Genomic DNA, 21,901 nt, shown 5'->3' with positions numbered 1-21,901 from the left:
TCTGATCAAGCCTGCGTGTTGACGACCCTGCCCACCGTCTGCCCTTGGGTGTTGACCGTCGGTTTGGGCGCTTCGCTGACCGCTGCGGCACGTTTGACCGTTTCACTGTTTTTGTTGTTCTCGCGCTCGGCCACCCGCTCCGCATATGGCTGCGGCTGCGGCTGCACCTGCGATACATATTGACTGCCTGAATGGGTCGGACTGATTGCCATGACACACCTCCTTTTTTGACCGCAATGAATACAATGACAGGCATCCTTGTGAAGGGTATCGGCAGCTTCCCCTAAACCTTTAGCAAAAATTCGAAAAAGATGGAGAGATAAATGACCGCACCGCTACTGATCGCACAGAAAGACCAGCTTCAACTCGTTCTTTTGCCGCAGATGGCCAATCGTCACGGCCTCATCACCGGCGCCACCGGAACCGGCAAGACCGTGACCCTGCAATCGCTGGCGGAATCATTCAGCCGCATCGGGGTGCCGGTGTTCCTGACCGACATCAAGGGCGATCTTTCGGGCGTGGCCAAACAAGGCGGGGGCAATGCCAAGGTGCAGGCGCGCGTCGACCAGTTGCAACTGGCCGACTTCGAGCATCGCGCCTATCCGGTGACGTTCTGGGATTTGGCCGGCGCGCAGGGCCATCCGGTGCGCGCCACCGTGTCCGACATGGGACCGCTGCTACTGGGGCGCATGCTCAACCTGAACGACACGCAGCAGGGCGTGCTGACGCTGGTATTCAAGATTGCCGACGACAACGGCATGCTGTTGCTCGACTTCAAGGATTTGCGCGCGATGGTGCAACATGTTGGCGAGAACGCCAAGACCTACACCACCGAATACGGCAATGTCTCGACCGCCAGCATTGGCGCCATCCAGCGCGGATTGCTGCAACTGGAACACGAAGGCGGCGCACAACTGTTCGGCGAGCCGATGCTGGACATCAACGACCTGATGCAGACCGAGCAAGGTGCGGGCATCATCAACATCCTGGCTGCCGACCAGCTGATGCAAGCGCCGAAAGTCTATTCGACCTTGCTGCTGTGGCTGTTGTCCGAGCTGTACGAGAATCTGCCGGAAGCGGGCGATCTGGAGAAACCGAAACTGGTGTTCTTTTTCGACGAGGCGCATTTGCTGTTCAACGATGCGCCTGCCGCGCTGCTGGACAAGGTGGAACAGGTGGTGCGCCTGATCCGCTCCAAGGGCGTGGGCGTATATTTCGTAACGCAAAACCCGGCCGACGTGCCGGACAAGATTCTCGGCCAGCTCGGCAACCGCATCCAGCATGCCTTGCGGGCTTTCTCGCCGCGCGACCAGAAAGCGGTGCGCGCCGCCGCCCAGACCATGCGCGACAATGCGGCGCTGGACGAGGAAGCCGCCATCACCGAACTCGGCGTGGGCGAAGCGCTGGTCTCGCTGCTCGATGAAAAAGGCCGCCCGAATGTGGTGGAGCGCGCCCTCATTGTGCCGCCGCGCGCACAGATCGGCCCGCTCTCGCCGGCCGAACGGCAACAAATCATCGCCGGCTCGCTCGTTGCCGGACATTACGAGAAATCCCTGGACCGGGAATCCGCGTTCGAGAAGCTCAAAGCCCGGGCCGAGGCGCAACAGGCCGCAGCGGCGGCCGCCGCCCCGGTCGCGTCAGGCAGCGGGGGTGGACTCCTCGATGGCTTGCTGGGTGGCGGCGGCAACAGCCGCCGCCAGAGCACGGGCGAAGCACTGGTAAAAAGCGTGGCGCGCACGGTCGGCTCGGAACTGGGGCGGCGCCTCGTGCGCGGCGTGCTGGGGTCGCTGCTGGGCGGACGCCGCTGACGCATGGCACGGCTCGCCACTCTGCGGGCACAGTTGCGCGCCCTTGCCTCACCCGCGGTCGCCCTTGTCCTGCAGCGTTTTTTCAAGACCGGGCCGGGGGACTATGGCGAGGGCGATGTATTCCTCGGCATCAAGGTGCCGCCCCTGCGCGCACTGGCGAAACAGCACCGCGATGCAGACCTCGCCACCATTGCCGCCCTGCTCGACTCGCCTTATCACGAGGAACGCCTGTTCGCCCTGTTGTTGCTGATGCAACGCTTTCAGGGCGCCGACGATGCCGGACAACAGGCCGCTTTTGGCCTGTATCTGCGCAGCACCGGCCGCATCAACAACTGGGATCTGGTGGACGTTTCGGCACCGCACATCGTCGGCCGGCATCTGCAACACCGTTCTCGCGCCGCGCTCGACACGCTGGCGCGCTCGCCTTCGTTATGGGAGCGCCGCATCGCCATCGTCGCCACCCTCCATTTCATCCGCCACAACGATTTCGACTGCACGCTGCGCCTCGCGCGGCTTCTGCTGAACGACGACCATGACCTGATGCACAAAGCCGTGGGCTGGATGTTGCGGGAAGTCGGCAAACTCGACCGCGCCGTGCTCGAAGCGTTCCTGCAACAACATCACCGCCAGATGCCGCGCACCATGCTGCGTTACGCGATCGAGCGTTTCGAGCCGGCCGTACGCACAAGCTATCTGCAGGGCAAAAACGGGCCGGCTTGATTCCGCTGCCAGGTTTCTATACAGTTCCCAAAAAAACCCAAGACACCCCCTACCTCATCATGTCCCGCTTCAAGGTGCTCCAGTTCAATATGCAATTCGGCCAGGTCTGGGATGAAGCCCATCCCGATCTGGCGCCGGTCGATCTGGAACAGACCATCGCCGAGATCAAGCGCATGGATGCTGACATCGTGCTGTTGCAGGAAGTCGAGCATGCGGAGCCGAACGGCATCCAGCGCGATCCGCCGCCGAACTTCACCCGCCTGAAAGCGGCGTTGCCGGGTTACGACAGTTATTTTTCCTACCCCAGGCCCGACCCGCGCGAATTGCCGTTCGGCATCGGCCTGGCGATCTTTTCCCGCAGCAAACTGTTCGACACCTCGCGTCTGTACCTGCCTTCCCCGCCGCTTGAATTCAACTTCAACGGTGAAACAAAAACACCGACCGATCGCCTGATGATCGGGGCCAAGACTACCCTCGGCGGACACACGGTGCAGGTGTTCAACACGCATTTGCTGGCATTCTTCATGCTGAAGTCTTCCAGTGCGGAACATCCGCAGCAGCGCGAGATGGTGCTACACGCGTTGCAGCAATCAACCCTGCCCACCCTGCTCGGCGGTGATTTCAATGTCAGCGGTCATGAAACGCTGGTGGCGCAATTCGCGGAGGCGGGTTTCAAAACGGCGCAGATCGAAACGATCACCTGGCGCCGCATGCCTTATGTGCTGGACCATGTGTTCTACAACCGGAAATTGCGCTGCGTGAATCAGGCGGTCATTCCGACGCCGGCCTCGGATCACCACCTGTTGCGGGTCGAATTCGAGTTCGCCGACTAAAAATCAGTCCCGCACTTTCCCGCGCAGCGCCTTCACCCTGCCCCGCAGCACCTTGCCTTCCACCCGTTTCTTCTGCGCCGAACGCGTCGGCCGGGTGGCGACACGCGGCTTGGGCATCACCGCAACCGACAGCAACAACGACTTCAGCCGTCGCAAAGCCTCGTTGCGGTTCTGCTCCTGATTGCGGAACTCCTGCGCCTTGATGACGACTACACCGTCCTTGCTGATACGCTGATCGTTGCATTGCAACAAGCGCTGTTTGATTTCTGGCGGCAGGGATGACGCGCCGATGTTGAAGCGCAAATGCACCGCGCTCGACACCTTGTTCACATTCTGCCCGCCCGCACCCTGCGCGCGCACGGCCGTCAGCTCGATCTCGCGCTCGGGAACAATGACGTTGCGCGCGATGTACAGCATCCGTGCCCGCCCGGTTAAAGTTTGACCGCGTGTTCGCGGGTGGTATGAAACACCACTTGCGGCCAGCGTTCCTGGGTCAGGCGCAGATTGACGTTGTTCGGCGCGAGGTAGGCCAGGTTGCCCGCCGCATCGATGGCGAGATTGTGCGACAGCGACTTCTGGAAATCGGCAAAAATTTTCGCATCGTCGCACGTCACCCAGCGCGCGGTGCTGACACTGGCGCTCTCGAACATCGCATCCACGCCGTATTCGCCCTGCAGGCGGCTGGCGACCACATCGAACTGCAACATGCCGACCGCGCCGAGGATGAGGTCGCCGCCGTCCATCGGCTTGAACACCTGCACCGCGCCTTCCTCGCCCAGTTGCTGCAGGCCCTTGTGCAACTGCTTCACCTTGATCGGATTGCGGATGCGCACCGAGCGGAAGAAATCCGGCGCGAAATACGGGATGCCGGTGAATTGCAGCAATTCGCCTTCCGAGAAGCTGTCGCCGATCTGCATGTTGCCGTGGTTGGGCAGTCCGATGATGTCGCCGGCATACGCCTCTTCCACCTGCTCGCGGCTGGACGCCATGAAGGTCACCACGCTCGACACCTTGATCTCGCGGTTGATCCGCAGATGCCTGAGCTTCATGCCGCGCTCGAAGTGGCCGGAACACACGCGCAGGAAGGCGATGCGGTCGCGGTGGTTGGGATCCATGTTGGCCTGGATCTTGAACACAAAACCGGAGAACGCCTGCTCCCCCGGATTCACCTGGCGCACGCCGGCAGCGCGCTCGCGCGGCGCCGGCGCCCAGTCCAGCAACGCGTTCAGAATCTCGCGCACGCCGAAATTGTTGATGGCGGAGCCGAAGAACACCGGCGTTTGTTTGCCGTCGAGGAATCGTTGCAGGTCGAACGGGTGCGAGGCGCCGTGCACCAGTTCCACTTCCATCTTCAGTTGCTCGATCTCCAGCGGGAAACGTTCGATCAATACCGGATTGTCGATCCCCTTGATGACCTCCACCTCGCCGTCGGCCCGCTCCTCCCCCGGCGTGAACAGGAGAATCTCGTCGCGCTGCAGGTGATATACGCCGCGGAAGGTCTTGCCCATACCCAGCGGCCAGGTCACTGGCGCACACTCGATCTTCAGCACCGATTCCACTTCGTCCAGCAGCTCCAAAGAATCACGCACTTCGCGATCCATCTTGTTCATGAAGGTGAGGATGGGCGTGTCGCGCATGCGGCACACGTCGAGCAGCTTGATGGTCTGCGCCTCCACGCCCTTGGCCGCATCGATCACCATCAGCGCGGAGTCCACCGCGGTCAGCACGCGGTAGGTATCTTCCGAGAAATCCTGGTGGCCCGGCGTGTCGAGCAGGTTCACCACGTGGTCGCGGTACTCGAACTGCATCACCGATGAAGCGACCGAAATGCCGCGCTGCTTTTCGATCTCCAAAAAGTCCGAAGTGGCATGCCGGCCGCTCTTGCGCGCCTTCACCGCCCCCGCCAGCTGGATTGCGCCGGAGAACAGCAGCAGCTTTTCGGTGAGCGTGGTCTTGCCCGCGTCAGGGTGGGAAATGATGCCAAAAGTGCGGCGGCGCGCCACCTCGCGCGCGATCTTGTCGCGCGGCACGGCTGCGGGTTCTTGAGGGGTCTGGTCGATGGCGTCGGACATGATGCTTGCCTGTGCAAAAAAGGGCGCAAGTCTAATGATTTACGGGGGGAATGTCTAACCATGCCCCGCCCCAGACAAGCCCTATCTTGACGAAAAACCTGATGCGCGGAGAATCCGCGCCAAATCAGTCAACAAGTATTCCTTGAATCCAAAAAAACCCGATATGGGATAGGTCGTGGACTCACTTAACGATGCAACGTCTGCTGCAGCTTTTTCAACGCGTAGCGCTTTAGGGTGCGCATTCCGCCGTAGTGTGCCACCTGCGGGCGGACTCGATCAGAGTCCACTCAATTGTTTGATATGCGCAGCCGCACTTCTCCCCAGTGCATGCAATTCATACCCCCCCTCCAGTGCCGAAACAATGCGTCCCTTCGCATACCGGACTGCGATCTGCTTCACTTGTTCAGTCACCCAGGCATAGTCTGCCTCAAGCAAACCCAGTGACGACATGTCATCTTCACGGTGCGCATCAAAGCCCGCTGAAATCATGACCAGTTCAGGTTTGAATCTTTCCAGTGCCGGCAGCCAATGCGTGGAAACAGCCGTTCTGAATTCCGCCCCGCCGCTCCCTGCCTTCAGGGGTACGTTGATAATGTATTCGCTTGCGCTTTCTGCACCACTGTATGGATAAAACGGATGCTGGAAGGTTGAACAAAGCATGACTCTTCGATCTGTTGTGAAAATATCTTCAGTGCCATTCCCGTGATGGACGTCAAAATCCACAATCGCGACACGACCCACTCCATGTTTTTCCAAAGCGTGCGCAGCGCCAACGGCAATATTGTTGAAAATGCAAAAGCCCATCGCTTTCCCGCGTTCCGCATGATGCCCGGGCGGACGGATGTTGCAGAACGCATTTTCAACCCGTCCTTCCATCACCAGGTCAACCGCCATTACCACCGCCCCCGCAGCGCGTAACGCGGCAGGATAAGTAAAGGGATTCATGAGGGTATCTCCATCCAGCGACACCATTCCTTCCGTCGGCGCAATCGCGGCGATCTCATCCAGATAATCGGCGTTATGCACGCGAAGCAATTGTTCACGGGTCGCTTCCGGTGCCAGGTGATGTTGCAGGTAGCCAAACAAACCCGAGGCAATGAGTTGATCCTCGATCGCATGGATGCGGGCAGGACATTCGGGATGGTGGATGCCCATATCATGTTTCAGGCACAGCGGATGGCTGATGTAGGCTGTTTGCACAAAGGGCTCCGTCAAATTGAATTCATGTCGCGGTGCTATCATAGCCACGCAGCAGAAAACATCCAACTTCATGGCAATAAATCATGGGAAAACATTACCTCAATCCACTTTTCGCTCCTCATTCAGTCGCAGTTTTTGGGGCCAGTGACCGGCCAGACTCGGTCGGCCAGATCGTTTTCCAGAACATGCTGCAATGCGGCTTCAAGGGGAAGCTGTATCCAATCAACCCAAGAAACGCCGAGGTCCAGGGACAGCGGGCTTATGCTTCGATCGGAGATATCCTTGAGCCGATCGAATTGGTGGTCATCGCCCCCCCCCAAAAACCGTCCCGGGGCTGCTGGAGGAATGCGGCCTGCACGGGGTCAAGGCGGCAATCATCATCACTGCGGGTTTTGGTGAAACCGGAGCAGAAGGCATCGCGCTGGAAAAGGATCTGGTCGAAATTGCGCGCCGCTTTCGCATACGGCTGATTGGCCCAAACTGTCTGGGCATCATGCGTCCCTCGATCGGTTTGAATGCGACCTTCAACAAGGGAGGTGCGAACACGGGCAGCATCGCCTTCATTTCGCAATCGGGAGCGCTTTGCACTGCGATTCTGGATTGGGCACAAAGCAACGACGTGGGGTTTTCAAGCGTCGTTTCTCTCGGTTCTTCGACGGATGTCGATTTTGGCGAAATCCTTGACTATCTGGTCTCCGATCCGCTTACCAGCAGCATCCTCATGTATATAGAGGGTATCCGCAATGCGCGCAGCTTCATGAGCGCCCTGCGCGCGGCCGCCCGGATCAAACCGGTGATTCTGGTCAAGGTCGGACGTCACGCGGCCGGTTCGAAGGCGGCGATGTCGCACACAGCTTCATTGGTCGGTGCGGACGATGTGTTCGATGCCGCAGTCAGCCGGGTCGGCGTGGTACGGGTAAAAACCGTCACTCAATTATTCACCGCAGCCAAAGCGCTTTCATGCGGTTTCCGCCCTGTGGGCAACCGGCTTGCCATCGTCACCAATGGGGGTGGCCCAGGGGTAATGGCCACCGACCGTGCCGCCGATCTGGGTTTGGCCATGGCAACACTTTCCGAAACCACCATCGAAAAACTGAATCAGCACCTCCCGCCGAACTGGCCGCACGGCAATCCGGTGGACATCATCGGCGATGCCCAGGCCGACCGCTATCACCATGCGGTCAAAGCTTGTCTGGACGATGAGAATGTGGATGGCGTGCTGGCCATCCTCACCCCGCAGGCTATGACCAAACCGCTGGAATCGGCACAGGCGATGATCGAACTCGCGAATAGCCACAGCAAACCACTACTGACTTGCTGGATGGGCGAAATTCAGGTCGCAGAAGCGCGCACAGCCTTTGCCAAAGCGCATCGCCCGCACTTCCGTACCCCCGAACCGGCAGTGGAAGTCTTTTCCCATCTGTCCGCCTATTACCGCAACCAGAAACTGTTGATGCAGATGCCCGGACCGTTCTCGCACCATGACGAGCCGGATGTGGAGAGTGCGCGCCTGATCATCGAAGGTGCCATGCAGGAACACCGCAAGGTGTTATCGGAGATGGAATCGAAATCGTTGCTCGCGGCTTTCAACATTCCCGTGGCGCGAACCATGGTCGCCCATTCGCCGAACGAGGCATTGCTGATCGCCCAGCAATTGGGGTTCCCGGTGGCGATGAAGATCAATTCGCCGGACATCACGCACAAGAGTGATGCGGGCGGCGTGATGCTCAATCTGCGCAATGCGCATGAAGTGCGGGCGGCCTATCAGCACATCATCGACAACGTGCAACTCAACCGGCCAACCGCAAGAATCGAGGGCATTTCCATCGAGCCCATGATTGTCAAAGCCAATGGCCGCGAACTCATGATTGGTGTTACCACCGACCCCGTGTTCGGTCCGGTCATTACGTTCGGTGCCGGTGGAACATCGGTCGAAATCATGGGGGATCGCGCGGTCGCATTGCCCCCCTTGAATAATTTTCTGGCACGGGAACTGATCCGCGGTACTCGAATCGCAAAAATGCTGGGGGTTTTCCGCAATATGCTTCCCGCCAACATGGGGGCATTGGAGGATGTACTGCTTCGTGTCTCGGAAATGGTATGCGAGCTTCCGTTGTTAAAGGAAATGGATATCAATCCCCTGATTTTGGACGAGCAGGGAGTGCTGGCCGCCGACGCGCGCGTGGTGGTGGAATATCGTCAACCCGGCACCGACCGCTATGCCCACATGGCGATTTATCCCTACCCTACCCATTGGGTCAGTCAATGGCAGCTGGCCGACGGAACGGACGTCGTGATTCGCCCCATCCGTCCGGAGGATGCTGATCTGGTCAAACGTTTCGTGCATGACCTTTCAGAGGAGGCGAAATATTTCCGTTTCATGAACAGCGTGCAGGAATTGACCGAGGAAATGCTGGCCCGTCTCACCCAGATCGACTACAGCCGGGAAATGGCGCTCGTGGCAGTGACGCAGGATCAAACGCCCGAAACGGAACTGGGGGTCGCGCGGTATGCCATCAATCCGGACGGGTCGAGTTGCGAGTTTGCGCTGGTGGTTGCCAACAACATTGCCGGCAAGGGGTTGGGGCAAAGGCTGATGATCGCCTTGATGGAAGCTGCCCGTTCAAAGGGATTGCAGGTCATCGAAGGCGAAGTCCTGAATCATAACCACAACATGCTGAAGCTGATGAACCGCATGGGTTTTACCATCAAGCCGAGCGCAGATGATCCCGGCATCATGAAAGTCAGCAAACAGCTTTGAAATAAATTAGGGTCAGACTCGATTTAATTTCATTTTTACATCAGAAATCGAATGCTACGGGAAGGTTTCGTGAGTCTGCTCAAGGTCAACAACCTGGTCACAGGCTTGCGCAATGGCGCGGCCATCGTGGAATTAAATCGAGTCTGCCCCCATTTCACGCTGCGGGCTTGCGCCGAAATGACGGCAGGGTTCATTCCGTAAAGAACCGCCCGCTCAATTCTTCCAGACCCACGCTCTGCAACAATTCGCGCAACCGTTGCGCCGCCTTGTGGCGCGGCAGATTCTTGTCGCTGGCGATGATCAGTTCGTTCTTCATCGAATGCTCCCATCCGACCAGCTCGGTCACCGTCACCTGGTAGCCGTGCGCTTCCAGTTGCAGACAGCGCAGCACGTTGGTGAGATGGCTGCCGAACTCGCGCGTGTGGATGGGGTGGCGCCACAGTTCCGCCAGCGGATTTTTCAGCGCCTGCGCCTTGTGCTTGCGCAGCATCGCCGCCACCTCGGCCTGGCAGCACGGCACCAGCACGATGTGCTGCGCCCGCTTCGCCAGCGCAAAACGAATCGCGTCATCGGTCGCGGTATTGCAGGCATGCAGCGCCGTCACCACGTCCACCTGCGCGGGCAACACCGCCGAGGTGATCGATTCCGCCACCGACAGATTGAGAAAAGACATGCCCGTAAAACCCAGCCGCGCTGCCAGTTCGCGCGAATGGGTGACCAGCTCCGAGCGCGTCTCGATGCCGTAAATATGCGATGAATCTACTGCGCGGTCGAATTGCTGCGTTGCGCGGTGCTCGCTCCTTCGCCTACCTTCAAGGTATGTCTCGTTCGCTCCGCTCCGTGCGCCTTGCACTTCAACCGCTCGTGACGATTCATGTTGATGTTCCATCGCCTTGAAGAACAGGTCATACAGAATGAAACCGAGGTACGACTTGCCCGCGCCGTGGTCCACCAGCGTGATGTTGCCCTTCTGCTGCTGCACTTGCGCCAGCAGCGGCTCGATGAACTGGTACAGGTGATACACCTGTTTCAGCTTGCGCCGCGAATCCTGGTTCAGCTTGCCGTCGCGTGTCAGGATGTGCAGTTCCTTCAGCAACTCGACGGACTGGCCGGGACGGATCTCGGGATATTCGGATGGAGCGGTCTTTTTCATGTCGCGCATTATGCTTGAAGTTGATAACGGGGCAACGGCGCCAGCGCGCCCAGCAAATCCTGCGGCAGCGGCGGCAATTGTCCGCACATCTGTGCCGCGATGATCTCGGCCGCCAGACCGGTCGTGAGCAGGCCGCGCGTGCCGTGAGCCAGGCTGCAATACAGGCCGGGCACCACTTCACCCACCAGCGGCGTGGCCCCCGGCACGGAGCAGCGCACCCCGGCGCGTCCCGCCAGATGCTGCAGATCCACTTCGCCCAGCGCGTGGTGCAAAGCCGGCATCTGCGCTTCGAGTTGCGCCAGATTCTCGGCATGGTCATCAACGCGGATTTCCACACCCTCATCGTCGAAAGTCGTCGTCGCGCCCGCCACGTGCCGCCCGTTGATCGCCGGGACGCAATAGCCCTCGGCGCACAACACCGTTTTCAAGTGGCTGCTGGCTGCGGTCGCCGGCAGTTCGCTGATCTGGCCGCGCACCGGTTGCAAGGGGAATGCGGCGAACGGTTGCAACTGCTTCGCCGCATGCGCGCAACACACCACCGCCTGTGCCGCCTCGAAGCTGAACCCGTCGCCGCTGGCGCGCCAGCCGGTCGCCGTCGGCTCCAGCGCATCCACTTCACTTTCAAAGCGCAACGTGATGTTCGGATGCTGCACCAATCTCGCGCAGACCTGCGGTGGCACCACCCAGCCGCCGGCGGGGAACCACAGGCCGCCGTGCGCCATCGGCAGCCCCGCCAGTGTGGAGGCCCTGCCCGCATCCACCGCCTGCAACAGATGCGGCGGCCACGCCTGCGCCGCCAGTTTGGCGATGCGTTTCCGTTCTGCCTCGGTCGCCGCCAGTTGCAACAGACCACATTCGGCACGATTGATCCCGTCCGCCGGCATCACCTCGTCGAGCAAGGCCAGCGCATGGCCGTAAGCTGCCAGCACCAGACGGTGCAGGGCGTTCATGCCCGCGCCGAAGCGGGCATAGAGAATGCCACGCGGGTTGCCGGAGGCAGCGCCGGCCAACTGCGCCCCGCGTTCGAGCAAGGTGACCGCGATACCGCGTTGTGCCAGCGCATGGGCCGCCGCGCATCCAGCCAGACCGCCGCCGATGACGATGGTCGTGCGCGGCATTCCGCTCGATCCTCGCAGCTGCGGTTGTGCGGCAACAGACAGCGTCGGACTGAAGTCCGACCCACCCAACGCCGCCTCCTGTGGGTCGGACTTCAGTCCGACATTCAGCAGGCAACCCCGCACCATCTCGCGCTTCCTGCCGAAACCGGGCACGCGCTCGACCGCGAAGCCCGCCTGTTGCAAGCCGCGCCGCACCCAGCCGGCGCTGGTGTAGGTCGCCAGCGTGGTGGTGGCATGCGAAGCACGGGCAAGGCCGGACAACACCACATCGCTCCACATCTCCGGATTTTTCGCGGGTGAGAAACCATCCAGAAACCAGGCGTCCACCGCCGCCTGCGGCAATTGCGGCAAGGCATCCGCGATGTCATCGAGCGCCAGCGTCAGGCGCACACGACCGGCAGCGAAGTGCCAGCGGTTCCAGCCCGGGACACGGCGCGGCCAGCGCGCGATCAACCTATCGGACTGCACCTGCAACTCCGGCCACAACGCCAGCGCAGCGCGCAATTCATCCTGTTCCAGCGGAAATTTTTCCACGCTGAAGAAATCCAGGCTCGCTCCCGGCGGGGCACACTGCTCGAACAACTGCCAGGCACAGAGAAAATTCAGCCCCGTGCCGAAACCGCTCTCGCCGATGCAAAAACTTTCCCCCGCGCGCAACGCGGCAAAGCGCCGTGCCAGATCGTTGCCCTGCAGGAATACATGGCGTGTTTCTTCCAGCCCCGAATCGGTGGAGAAATACACATCGCCGAAACGTTCCGAGTAAGGCTGGTTGTCTTTCCAGTGCAACATGGGAGAGTCAAGTGGGGAAGGTTGCGGGCGCAAATTATACCCGCCGTGCCTCATCCACCAACTGGCACAGCCATCCAACCGCGCAGTAGATATATGTCGCTATGTATATAATTCGCGCCATGCCCGCCATCCACCTTCTTCCCGACCTGCTCATCAGCCAGATTGCCGCCGGCGAGGTCATCGAGCGGCCCGCTTCGGCCCTGAAAGAATTGCTGGAGAACAGCCTCGACGCGGGCGCGACCGAAATCAATGTCATGCTCGAAGGCGGCGGTATCAAGCGGCTGGTGGTGCGCGATAATGGCCGAGGAATCGCGCAGGACGGACTCCCGCTGGCCCTGATGCGCCATGCCACCAGCAAGATCGCGTCGTTCGATGATTTGCAGCGTGTCGCCAGCATGGGCTTCCGTGGCGAAGCGCTGGCGAGCATGGCGGCGGTGGCGCAGCTTGCGTTGACCAGCCGCGCCGCCGATGCCGAACATGGCTGGAAAGTCGAAGCGCAGGACGGCACGCAAAGCACGGCCGCCCCGGCCGCCCATCCGCACGGCACCAGCGTCGAGCTGCGCGAGCTGTATTTCAACACCCCCGCGCGGCGCAAATTTCTCAAGAGCGAGAGCACCGAATACGCCTGGTGCGAAGAGACCTTCAAGCGCATCGCGCTATCGCGCCCGGATGTCGCATTCACCTTGCAACGCGACGGCAAGAACATCTGGCAACTGCCCAGGCACAACCTCGCACAACGCATCAGCGCCCTCCTCGGCGCCGAATTCGGCCAGCATGCGGTGAACGTCGAACGCCAGACCGGCCCGCTGCACCTTCACGGCATCGCCGCCCTGCCCGCCTATTCCCGCGCCACGCGCGACGAGCAATACTTCTTCGTCAACGGCCGCTTCGTGCGCGACAAGGTGCTGATGCACGCCGTGCGCCAGGCCTATCAGGACATCCTGCACCACCAGCGCCACCCCGCCTTCGTGCTGCTCCTCGACATGCCGCCGGAACAAGTGGATGTGAACGTGCACCCGGCCAAGAGCGAAGTGCGCTTCCGCGAGAGCCAGGGCATCCACCAGTTCGTGTTCCATGCGCTGCAGGATGCCTTGAGCGCGACGATGAAGAGCACCACCACAATTCAACAACCAACAAGCCCCTCGCCCTCTGGGAGAGGGGTTGGGGCGAGGGAAGAATCTCAATTGTTCCCCCCAATTGAACAACAGCGCATCCGCTTCGGCGCAGCCGAACAGCAAGCGACTTATCGTCTGTGGGAATCGCAAACGGGCAACGTTGATTTACCCGAACAAGAGGCCTCGGATGTGGGTCGGGTTTCAACCCGACATGTCGGACTGAAGTCAGATCCACAAGAAGACCACCCGCTCGGCTTCGCCCTCGGCCAGCTCGCCGGCATCTACATCCTCGCGCAGAACCGGCACGGCCTCATCGTGGTGGACATGCACGCCGCCCACGAACGCATCGTCTATGAACGGCTCAAGACCGCGTTCGATGCGCAGCAGATGCCGACCCAACCGCTGCTCATCCCGGTGAGTTTCGCGGCAGACACCCTGGATGTCGCCACCGTGGAAGACGCGCAGGAAGCCTTGCACAAACTCGGTTTCGATATCGCCCCACTCTCCACAAATACGCTGGCGGTGCGCGCCATGCCGGCCATGTTGAAACAATCCAAAGCCGAGGCCGCCGCGAAAGAAGTGCTGCACGAACTGCGCGACTTCGGCGCATCGCGTGCGCTCACCGAACGCCGCAACCAACTCCTCTCGACACTGGCCTGCCATTCCGCCGTGCGCGCCAATCAGCAGCTCAGCCTGCCCGAGATGAACGCCATCCTGCGCGAGATGGAACAGACCGAACGCGCCGACCAGTGCAATCATGGGCGACCGACCTGGTTTCAGGTCACGATTGCGGAACTGGATGCGATGTTCATGCGGGGGAAATGATCGCATGATTTCCACCACCCGCATTGCCTTCGCCAGCTTCATCGGCACCGCCATCGAGTTCTATGATTTCTACATCTACGGCCTCGCCGTGGCGATGGTGATCGGGCCGATCTTCTTTCCCAACAGCGACCCGGCGGTGCAGGCGTTGAACGCCTTTCTCACCTTTGGCATCGCTTTCCTCGCGCGCCCGGCAGGCGCCTTGCTGTTCGGCCATTTTGGCGACCGCATCGGGCGCAAGACAACGCTGGTGGCCTCGCTGCTGGTGATGGGTACCTCTACGATGTTGATCGGTCTGTTGCCGAGTTATGAAGCTGTGGGCTGGCTCGCGCCTGCGCTGCTGTGTCTGCTGCGTTTCGGCCAGGGCATCGGTCTCGGTGGTGAATGGGGCGGTGCGGCGTTGCTGGCGGCGGAATATGCGCCCAAGGGCAAACGTGGCTGGTTCGGCATGTTCCCGCAGTTGGGGCCTCCCGTCGGTTTCCTGTGTGCGGTGGGCAGTTTTTTGTTGCTGGCGAATACGCTCGACGATGCACAGTTCCGCGACTGGGGCTGGCGCATTCCCTTCCTTGCCAGCGCGGTGCTGGTGGCAGTTGGCCTGTATGTGCGGCTGAAACTGGCAGAGACGCCGGTGTTCACCCAGGCATTGAAAACCCGTGCGCCGGTGAAACTGCCGCTGGCGCAACTCTTCACCCACCACGTAAAGCCGCTGGTGCTGGGCGCATTGCTGATGGTGGTGTGCTACGCGCTGTTCTATCTCACCACGGTGTTTTCGCTCTCCTACGGCGTGACCCAACTCGGCATCGCGCGCGCCGATTTCCTCGCCATGTTGTGCATCGCGGTGCTGTTCATGGCGGCGGCCACGCCGCTTGCGGCCTGGGCGGGCGACCGTTTCGGCCGCCGTCCGGTGTTGATCGTCGCGGGTAGTGCGGCCTTGCTGTCGGGCTTTTTGATGGAGCCGATGTTGGGCAGCGGTTCGCCTGTGCTCATCACCGCCTTCCTTTCGCTCGAACTGTTCCTGATGGGCGCGACCTTCGCGCCGATGGGCGCCTTGCTGCCGGAACTCTTCCCCACCGCCGTGCGCTACACCGGTGCGGGCGCGGCTTACAACCTGGGTGGCATTCTCGGTGCATCCCTCGCGCCCTTCATCGCGCAAAAGCTGGTGCTGATGGGGGGCCTGGCCTGGGTGGGTGGCTATATCTCGGTGGCTGCGGCGATCAGCGTGGTGGCAGCGTGGTTGGTGCATGAGACGCGCAACCGGGAGTTGGAATGACAACATCAAAATCAATCAGCCACGGATCGACACGGATGACCACGGATAAAACCCTCGCCCGATCTGCGTCATCCCGCATCCGCGTTGCATCCGTGGCTAATCATTCTTCTCGATGACTGCTTTCCCTTTCGCCATCTTTCTAATGGGTCCCACCGCTTCCGGCAAGACCGGGATCGCCGTGGAGCTGGCGCAGCAGCTTCCGGTGGAACTCATCAGCGTGGATTCCGCGCTGGTGTTCCGCGACATGAACATCGGCACGGCCAAGCCGGATGCGACAACGCTAGCAAAAGCACCGCATCACCTCATCGACATCATCAATCCGACCGAAGCGTATTCCGCTGCCGCGTTTCGGAACGACGCATTGCGCCTGATGGCCGACATCCGTGCGCGCAACAAAATCCCGCTGCTGGTGGGCGGCACGATGCTTTACTTCAAGGCGCTGCGCGAAGGCTTGAGTCCATTGCCGCAAGCCGATGCCGCACTGCGTGCACAACTCGATGCCGAGATCGCGCGGCACGGCATCGAACACCTGCACGCCAGATTGGCGCAAGTGGATGCGGAAACGGCGACGCGTTTGCACGCCACCGACACGCAACGTGTGCAACGGGCGATGGAAATTTATCTGCTCACGGGGGAGCCGATGTCAAAACTCATCAGAAAAGCACCCTCACCCCAGCCCTCTCCCGCCGGGCGAGGGCGCTTGAGCAGTGAGGCTCTCCCCTACAACCTCCTGCCCATCGCCCTCGTCCCTTCCGACCGTGCCGTACTGCACAGGCGCATCGCACTGCGCTTCCGGCAGATGCTGAAGGACGGGCTGGTGGATGAGCTGCGCGGGCTGCGCGACCAGTATCCGCTGCACCGCGACCTGACTTCGATGCGCTGCGTCGGTTACCGGCAGGCTTGGGAGTTCATGGAAGGCGAGATTTCAGAAACGGAATTGCTGGAGAAAGGCATCGCCGCCACACGCCAGCTGGCCAAGCGCCAGCTCACCTGGCTGCGCGGCATGGCGGATCTCGTCGAACTGGACTGCCTGGCAGACGATCTGCATGAGCAGGCCATCAGGCTGATCGGACTCGCACTGGAGAAGCACCGAGCCGGTTTGCTGTCGGCCTAAAGTCCGGCCCACAAAGCCGACGCTAATGCGGCGTGCCCAGTTCGCACGCGTTGCCCTCTTCCGGCGCGACCAGCCCCATGGCCTCTGCCGGGGGGATGCGCAGCAAGGCGCCCAGATCGCGATAGTCATCCGGCAACGCCGCATCGCTCCAGCCGTTGGCGGAATGGCGCGCCAGATTGACCGCCAGCGTGACATTGCGCACGCGCGGCTTGGCCGCGTTGGTATCGTCCATCAGGTCGAGCAACAACTGCGGCAAATCCCACTCTTTCACCAGCATTTTTTGCAGTTCGGACAAATTGAACCCCAGCACTTGTTCCTGCACCGCGCGGCTGCGCAGGGTTTTGTCCTGCTGCTGCAGGGCACGGATTTTCAGCATGTCCTGCGGCACATAGCACCACAGCAACATTTCGGACAGATCGTGCAACAGCGCGGCGATGCGCACTTCCTCGTAATGCATGTCGTTCAGGCGGATCGCCCAGTCGCGCGCGAATTCGGAAGCGCGGTGCGAACGATGCACGACATGCAACAGTTCGACCAGCGCGCCGGTCTGACCCTGCATCGCCTCCTGCACATGCGGGCTGGCCGGAACCTTGGTGTAGAACGCCTCGACGCCCAGCATCAGCAGGGCCTGCTCGACCTGCACCACTTCTCTGGTCTGGCTGCGGCGTTTGTGCTGTTGCAGGTAGCGCAGGAGTTTGGCAGTCAGCATCGGGTCGGCGGCGATCGCATCCGCCACGTTGCGCGCGCTGAGCATATTCGCATCCTGGCGCAGGACGTCCAGTTCGCGTGCCGTTTGCTTGAGTACGGGAATGTCGGCCGACGTGAGAAAGGCGACCCAGCCCGCCAGCCCGTTGATGTTCTGTGTTGCCATGTCTCCTCCGTTGCAGGTGCTCAAGAGGGTTTACGGCAGTTTCCGGATTTTCTTTAGCGAGAAACGCGCGCAGGGATTCGTTCGCCCTTGCTCCCACGCGCGGGGGAAAGCTGGCCAGGGGGAATGGGCATGGCAAGCTTCATCATCCTGGGCGGCACATTCGCCATGCCCGTCAGGCCGATTCGCCCTGCACGGCCAATGTCCCGCTGCGCCCCTCGACCATGCCCTGTTTGACTTCGTGCAGCGGCAAGGTCTCGGCTTTCAATCCTTGCAGATAGTTGCGCATGGAAACCAGCTCGTAACCTTGTGCCTGCCAGCCTTGCAGCAATTGTTCAAACACCGGCAGCCACTTCTGCCCCTCGAGTTCCGCGTGCAGGGTATAGACGTGGCCGGTGGCGGGCGCATCCTGTGTCAGTTGCAGCAGGTGTTGCGCCACGTTGTCCACGGTAATGCCGTCGCGTCCGATGAGTTCATCCAGTGTCGGCAGGGTGGTGGGCAGTTGCGGGCAGGCGATGATCTCGGCATCCCAGGTTGGAATGAAGGGATGGGTGCCGCGCGTATCGGAGCTGTAGTCGAAACCCAGATGTTGCGTCTGACGCAGGGCATGGCGGTTGATCTGCCAGCCGGCAGCGGCATGTGATTTTGGTGCTTCACCAAAGATTTCGATGTAACGATCCACTGCACGTTGCAGCTCGCGCCGTGTCCAGGTCTCATCCTTGCCCGCTACGTGATCCTGCCAGCGGATGTGGTCGTAGCAATGGATGCCCACCTCGAACCCGGCATCGCGCACCGCGCGCAGGATGTCCGCGCATTTTCGGCCGATGTCCGGGCCGGGCAGCAGCGTGCCGTACAGCAGGGTCTTGATACCGTAGTGCTTCACCACCGAAGTGCGCGAAACCTTCTGCATGAAACCGGGACGGAACACGCGCTTTATCGCGCGTCCGGTGTGGTCGGGACCCAGCGAAAAGAAGAACGTTGCCTGCGCGTGGTGGCGTTGCAAGGCCTCAACCAGACGCGGCACGCCTTCACGGGTGCCGCGATAGGTATCGACATCGATCTTGAGGGCGAGTTGTTTCAGTTTCATCTGTGCAGGTTCAACGTGGGTCGGGTTTTAACCCGACACAACGCGTCGGGCTGAAGCCCGACCCACCAATCAGTCCACCAGGCCGCGCGCCTCGTTGATCTGGCCGCGATACGCATCGAAAATCTTGCGCAACGTGTCGGCCATGTTGGTGGTCGGCTTCCATCCCAGTTCCTCGCAGGTGTTGGTAATCTTCGGGACGCGGTTCTGTACGTCCTGATAGCCCTTGCCATAGTAGGCGGCAGAGGTGGTCTCGACAATCTTCACCTTGGCGGCGGAATCGCGATATTCCGGATATTCCTTCGCCAGTTTGAGCATCATGTCGGCGAGGTCGCGAATCGCGAAATTGTTGGTCGGGTTGCCGATGTTATAGATCTTGCCGGTCGCCACGCCGTTCTTGTTCTCGATGATCTTCATCATCGCATCGATGCCATCGTCGACGTGGGTGAAGGCGCGTTTCTGGTGACCGCCATCGACCAGGCTGATGTTCTCGCCACGGATGATGTGACCAAGGAACTGGGTCACCACGCGCGAGCTGCCTTCCTTCGGGGTGTTGATCGAATCCAGCCCGGAGCCGATCCAGTTGAATGGGCGGAACAGGGTGAAGTTCAGGTTGTCCTGCATGCCGTAGCCCCAGATCACGCGGTCCATCAGCTGCTTGGAGTTGGAGTAGATCCAGCGCGGCATGTTGATCGGGCCGCAGATCAGTTCCGAATTTTCGGGGTCGAATTCCTCGTCGTGGCACATGCCGTACACTTCGGAAGTCGAGGGGAACATCAGGTGTTTCTTGTACTTCACCGCCGCGCGCACGATGGGCAGGTTGGCTTCGAAGTCCAGCTCGAACACGCGCAGCGGCTGCTTCACGTAAGTGGCCGGCGTGGCAATGGCGACCAGCGGCAGGATCACGTCGCACTTCTTGACGTGGTACTCGACCCATTCGCGGTTGATGGTGATGTCGCCTTCGAAGAAGTGGAAGCGCGGCTTGCCAACCAGGTCGGAGATGCGGTCGGTGCTCATGTCCATGCCATAGACTTCCCAGTCAGTGGTGGCGAGGATGCGGTTGGACAGATGATGGCCGATGAAACCGTTCACACCCAGGATCAGGACTTTCTTCATTTTTATAGCCTCAACGATTGAATTCAAATTCTTCGGTGCCGAATCTCTCGGCAAAATCTTGCGCAGTCATCTCGCTGCCGTCCAGCTCGAAACGCAGCACACGCAATCTGCCCGTTCTGCAGCTGGCGTACGCCTTGCCGTTGCGCACATAAAAACCGGGATTCGTCATTTCCTGCTCGTTATCCACCAAGGTTTGCAGGATACGCATGGGTCGTCCCATGAGCCGGGTGGTTGCGCCTGGATAGGGCGGCGCCACGGCCCGCACCAGATTATGAATGCGGCGCGCCGGCTGCGCCCAGTCAATTTCACCATCCTGCGGGTGGCGTCCACCAAAATAACCGCCCTGACTCAAATCCTGCGGGGTGCGCGGTGCAGTGCCCGCCAGTAGTGCGGGCAATGCGCCATGCAGCGCCATCTCTGCTGCCACAGTGACTTTCTGGAACACCGCGAATGCCGTGTCGTCTGGCAAAATGGGCACCGCCTGCTGCGCCACGATGTCGCCGTTGTCCGGCTTCTCGGTCATGTAATGCAGTGTCGCGCCGGTCTCGGTCTCGCCGTGGATGATGGCCCAGTTCACCGGCACCCGGCCACGGTACTTGGGCAGCAGCGAACCGTGCATGTTGAGCGCGCCACGTCCCGGGATGGCGAGCAATGGCGCTTTGAGCATCTCGCGGTAGTAGAACGAGAAAAGAAAGTCCGGCTGCAGGGCGCGGATCTGTTCGACCACTTCCGGCACGTTGGGGTTTTCCGGGGTGATTACGGGAACGCCGTGCCACTCGGCCAACTGCTGTACGCTGTCGAACCAGATGGTCTCGTTTGGATTGTCACGGTGCGTAACGACCAGCGCCACCTTTACCCCCTGCGCCAGCAGCACATTAAGACAGCGTACACCGACATTGTGATACGCAAAAACAACGGCCCTGCTCATGGTTCGATTTCCGCAAACCATTTATCGGCGTCGGCGCATCGTGCCCGCACCAGGGCTGCGCCCACCTTGGCACAATGGCAACCTACATTGTGATACGCAAAAACGACGGCGTGGCTCATTCCCGTTGTTCCAGCACAGCATCGATCAGATAGCGCGGACGATGACGCACTTGCTGATAAATGCGGCCGATGTACTCGCCCAGCAGACCGATGCCGAACAGCGCGATGCCGATCAGGAAGAAGAGCAAGGCAAACAGGGTGAACAAACCCTCCGCTTCCGGCCCGACGATGAGGCGGCGCGTCACCAGCACAAGAAAGAGCAGACCGGAACCGGCTGCAATGGTCATGCCGACCATCGAAAACAGTTGCAGCGGCACCAGGGAAAAACTGGTCATCAGGTCGAAATTCAGCCGAATCAGACTGTACAGGGAATATTTCGATTCGCCCGCCGCGCGCTCTTCGTGCCCCACCACCACTTCGGTTGGATTTTTTGCGAAGCCGTAGGCCAATGCCGGAATGAACGTGCTGACCTCGTGGCAGGAATTGATCGCCTCGATGATCTTACGGTCGTAGGCGCGGAACATGCAGCCCTGGTCTGTCATCTTGATGCGCGTGATCTTTTCGCGCAGGCCGTTCATGGCGCGCGAGGCGACATGGCGCCACCAGCTGTCGCTGCGCTGGCGGCGGATGGAGCCGACGTAATCGTGGCCTTCGTCCATCTTCGCCAGTAGCAGGTGCAGATCTTCGGGGGGGTTCTGCAAGTCGGCATCCAGCGTCACGATGCGCTGTCCGCGGCACTGTTCGAAACCGGCCATGATCGCCATGTGTTGCCCGAAATTACCGTTGAACAGTACCACCCTTGTCACATCCGGACGTTGCTGGAACTGCTCGCGCAGGAGGGCGGCCGAGCGGTCGCGGCTGCCATCGTTGATAAAGATGACTTCATAGCCCACCCCGAGCGGGTCGAGCGCCGGATACAGACGGTCGAACAAAGCCTGCAGGCCCTGCTCCTCGTTATAGACCGGGATAATGACAGAGAGTTGGGGAAGACTCATAGCGGCGGCATTCTAACGCAGCGCGGCCCAATTACGAAATGCAAAACCCGCACAGCACCGCAGGGTCTCAAACGGG

The 21,901-nt window shown here is 60.7% G+C and carries 18 protein-coding genes and 1 pseudogene; 8 read left to right on the top strand and 11 right to left on the bottom strand.

Features of this window, described 5'->3' with window-relative positions:
* Positions 1-5: 5 nt before the first annotated feature.
* On the bottom strand, positions 6-212 hold the full coding sequence (locus ACKTSJ_RS00395; protein ID WP_407896270.1) for a hypothetical protein: 207 nt from the start codon (positions 210-212) through the stop codon (positions 6-8).
* Positions 213-323: 111 nt separating this feature from the next.
* Here ACKTSJ_RS00395 and ACKTSJ_RS00390 point away from each other — a divergent pair, with 111 nt between their 5' ends.
* Genes ACKTSJ_RS00390 through ACKTSJ_RS00380 form a run of 3 tightly spaced genes read left to right on the top strand, consistent with a single transcriptional unit; the run spans position 324 to position 3,361 of the window.
* Positions 324-1,808: a helicase HerA-like domain-containing protein gene (locus ACKTSJ_RS00390; RefSeq protein ID WP_407896268.1), complete on the top strand. Its 1,485-nt coding sequence runs from the start codon at positions 324-326 to the stop codon at positions 1,806-1,808.
* A gap of 3 nt (positions 1,809-1,811) precedes the next feature.
* Complete coding sequence (locus tag ACKTSJ_RS00385; RefSeq protein ID WP_407896266.1) at positions 1,812-2,528, top strand: DNA alkylation repair protein; 717 nt, start codon at positions 1,812-1,814, stop codon at positions 2,526-2,528.
* Positions 2,525-3,361 (top strand): endonuclease/exonuclease/phosphatase family protein, encoded by an 837-nt coding sequence (locus ACKTSJ_RS00380; RefSeq protein ID WP_407896264.1) that lies wholly within the window; start codon positions 2,525-2,527, stop codon positions 3,359-3,361. The genes ACKTSJ_RS00385 and ACKTSJ_RS00380 overlap by 4 nt, the downstream gene beginning before the upstream one ends.
* A 3-nt stretch (positions 3,362-3,364) precedes the next feature.
* On the opposite strand, the gene arfB is transcribed toward ACKTSJ_RS00380, so the two are convergent.
* From arfB to ACKTSJ_RS00365, 3 genes are all read right to left on the bottom strand, one after another.
* Positions 3,365-3,778: an alternative ribosome rescue aminoacyl-tRNA hydrolase ArfB gene (gene arfB / locus ACKTSJ_RS00375; RefSeq protein WP_407896262.1), complete on the bottom strand. Its 414-nt coding sequence runs from the start codon at positions 3,776-3,778 to the stop codon at positions 3,365-3,367.
* Between the two features lie 14 nt (positions 3,779-3,792).
* Positions 3,793-5,433: a peptide chain release factor 3 gene (locus ACKTSJ_RS00370; RefSeq protein ID WP_407896260.1), complete on the bottom strand. Its 1,641-nt coding sequence runs from the start codon at positions 5,431-5,433 to the stop codon at positions 3,793-3,795.
* Between the two features lie 276 nt (positions 5,434-5,709).
* Positions 5,710-6,633: a histone deacetylase family protein gene (locus tag ACKTSJ_RS00365; RefSeq protein WP_407896427.1), complete on the bottom strand. Its 924-nt coding sequence runs from the start codon at positions 6,631-6,633 to the stop codon at positions 5,710-5,712.
* A gap of 83 nt (positions 6,634-6,716) precedes the next feature.
* Between ACKTSJ_RS00365 and ACKTSJ_RS00360 the strand changes: the two are divergent.
* Positions 6,717-9,394, top strand: a pseudogene (locus ACKTSJ_RS00360) (GNAT family N-acetyltransferase).
* A gap of 69 nt (positions 9,395-9,463) precedes the next feature.
* Positions 9,464-9,595, top strand: a complete 132-nt coding sequence (locus ACKTSJ_RS00355; RefSeq protein WP_407896258.1) for a hypothetical protein — start codon at positions 9,464-9,466, stop codon at positions 9,593-9,595.
* Here the strand turns inward: ACKTSJ_RS00355 and ACKTSJ_RS00350 are convergent.
* Positions 9,585-10,547: a class I SAM-dependent methyltransferase gene (locus ACKTSJ_RS00350; RefSeq protein ID WP_407896256.1), complete on the bottom strand. Its 963-nt coding sequence runs from the start codon at positions 10,545-10,547 to the stop codon at positions 9,585-9,587. The two genes, ACKTSJ_RS00355 and ACKTSJ_RS00350, sit on opposite strands and share 11 nt — an antisense overlap.
* Positions 10,548-10,555: 8 nt before the next feature.
* Positions 10,556-12,454, bottom strand: a complete 1,899-nt coding sequence (gene mnmC, locus ACKTSJ_RS00345) for a bifunctional tRNA (5-methylaminomethyl-2-thiouridine)(34)-methyltransferase MnmD/FAD-dependent 5-carboxymethylaminomethyl-2-thiouridine(34) oxidoreductase MnmC (protein WP_407896254.1) — start codon at positions 12,452-12,454, stop codon at positions 10,556-10,558.
* A gap of 119 nt (positions 12,455-12,573) precedes the next feature.
* On the opposite strand from mnmC, the gene mutL reads away from it, so the two are divergent.
* The 3 genes from mutL (at position 12,574) to miaA (ending at position 16,775) form a co-directional block, all read left to right on the top strand.
* The gene (gene mutL / locus ACKTSJ_RS00340) at positions 12,574-14,394 is read left to right on the top strand and encodes a DNA mismatch repair endonuclease MutL (protein ID WP_407896425.1); all 1,821 of its coding nucleotides are present in this window, start codon (positions 12,574-12,576) and stop codon (positions 14,392-14,394) included.
* 4 nt (positions 14,395-14,398) lie between these two features.
* The gene (locus ACKTSJ_RS00335; RefSeq protein ID WP_407896252.1) at positions 14,399-15,661 is read left to right on the top strand and encodes an MFS transporter; all 1,263 of its coding nucleotides are present in this window, start codon (positions 14,399-14,401) and stop codon (positions 15,659-15,661) included.
* Positions 15,662-15,803: 142 nt separating this feature from the next.
* Positions 15,804-16,775 carry a tRNA (adenosine(37)-N6)-dimethylallyltransferase MiaA gene (gene miaA / locus ACKTSJ_RS00330; protein WP_407896250.1) on the top strand — a complete coding sequence of 324 codons (972 nt, stop codon included), beginning with the start codon at positions 15,804-15,806 and terminating at the stop codon, positions 16,773-16,775.
* A gap of 22 nt (positions 16,776-16,797) precedes the next feature.
* On the opposite strand, the gene ACKTSJ_RS00325 is transcribed toward miaA, so the two are convergent.
* The 5 genes from ACKTSJ_RS00325 to ACKTSJ_RS00305 form a co-directional block, all read right to left on the bottom strand.
* Positions 16,798-17,646 carry an HDOD domain-containing protein gene (locus tag ACKTSJ_RS00325; RefSeq protein WP_407896248.1) on the bottom strand — a complete coding sequence of 283 codons (849 nt, stop codon included), beginning with the start codon at positions 17,644-17,646 and terminating at the stop codon, positions 16,798-16,800.
* Between the two features lie 172 nt (positions 17,647-17,818).
* Positions 17,819-18,730 (bottom strand): polysaccharide deacetylase family protein, encoded by a 912-nt coding sequence (locus ACKTSJ_RS00320; RefSeq protein ID WP_407896246.1) that lies wholly within the window; start codon positions 18,728-18,730, stop codon positions 17,819-17,821.
* 69 nt (positions 18,731-18,799) lie between these two features.
* The gene (locus tag ACKTSJ_RS00315; protein WP_407896244.1) at positions 18,800-19,843 is read right to left on the bottom strand and encodes a bifunctional UDP-4-keto-pentose/UDP-xylose synthase; all 1,044 of its coding nucleotides are present in this window, start codon (positions 19,841-19,843) and stop codon (positions 18,800-18,802) included.
* A gap of 10 nt (positions 19,844-19,853) precedes the next feature.
* Positions 19,854-20,771, bottom strand: a complete 918-nt coding sequence (locus tag ACKTSJ_RS00310; protein WP_407896242.1) for a formyltransferase — start codon at positions 20,769-20,771, stop codon at positions 19,854-19,856.
* A 115-nt stretch (positions 20,772-20,886) separates the two neighbouring features.
* A complete protein-coding gene (locus ACKTSJ_RS00305) occupies positions 20,887-21,825 on the bottom strand; it encodes a glycosyltransferase (protein WP_407896240.1) in 939 nt (312 codons plus the stop codon).
* Positions 21,826-21,901 lie beyond the last annotated feature (76 nt).

The organism is Ferrigenium sp. UT5, from assembly GCF_045866295.1.
Lineage (GTDB): Bacteria > Pseudomonadota > Gammaproteobacteria > Burkholderiales > Gallionellaceae > Sideroxyarcus.
This window is presented reverse-complemented; position numbering and strand designations above follow the sequence as displayed.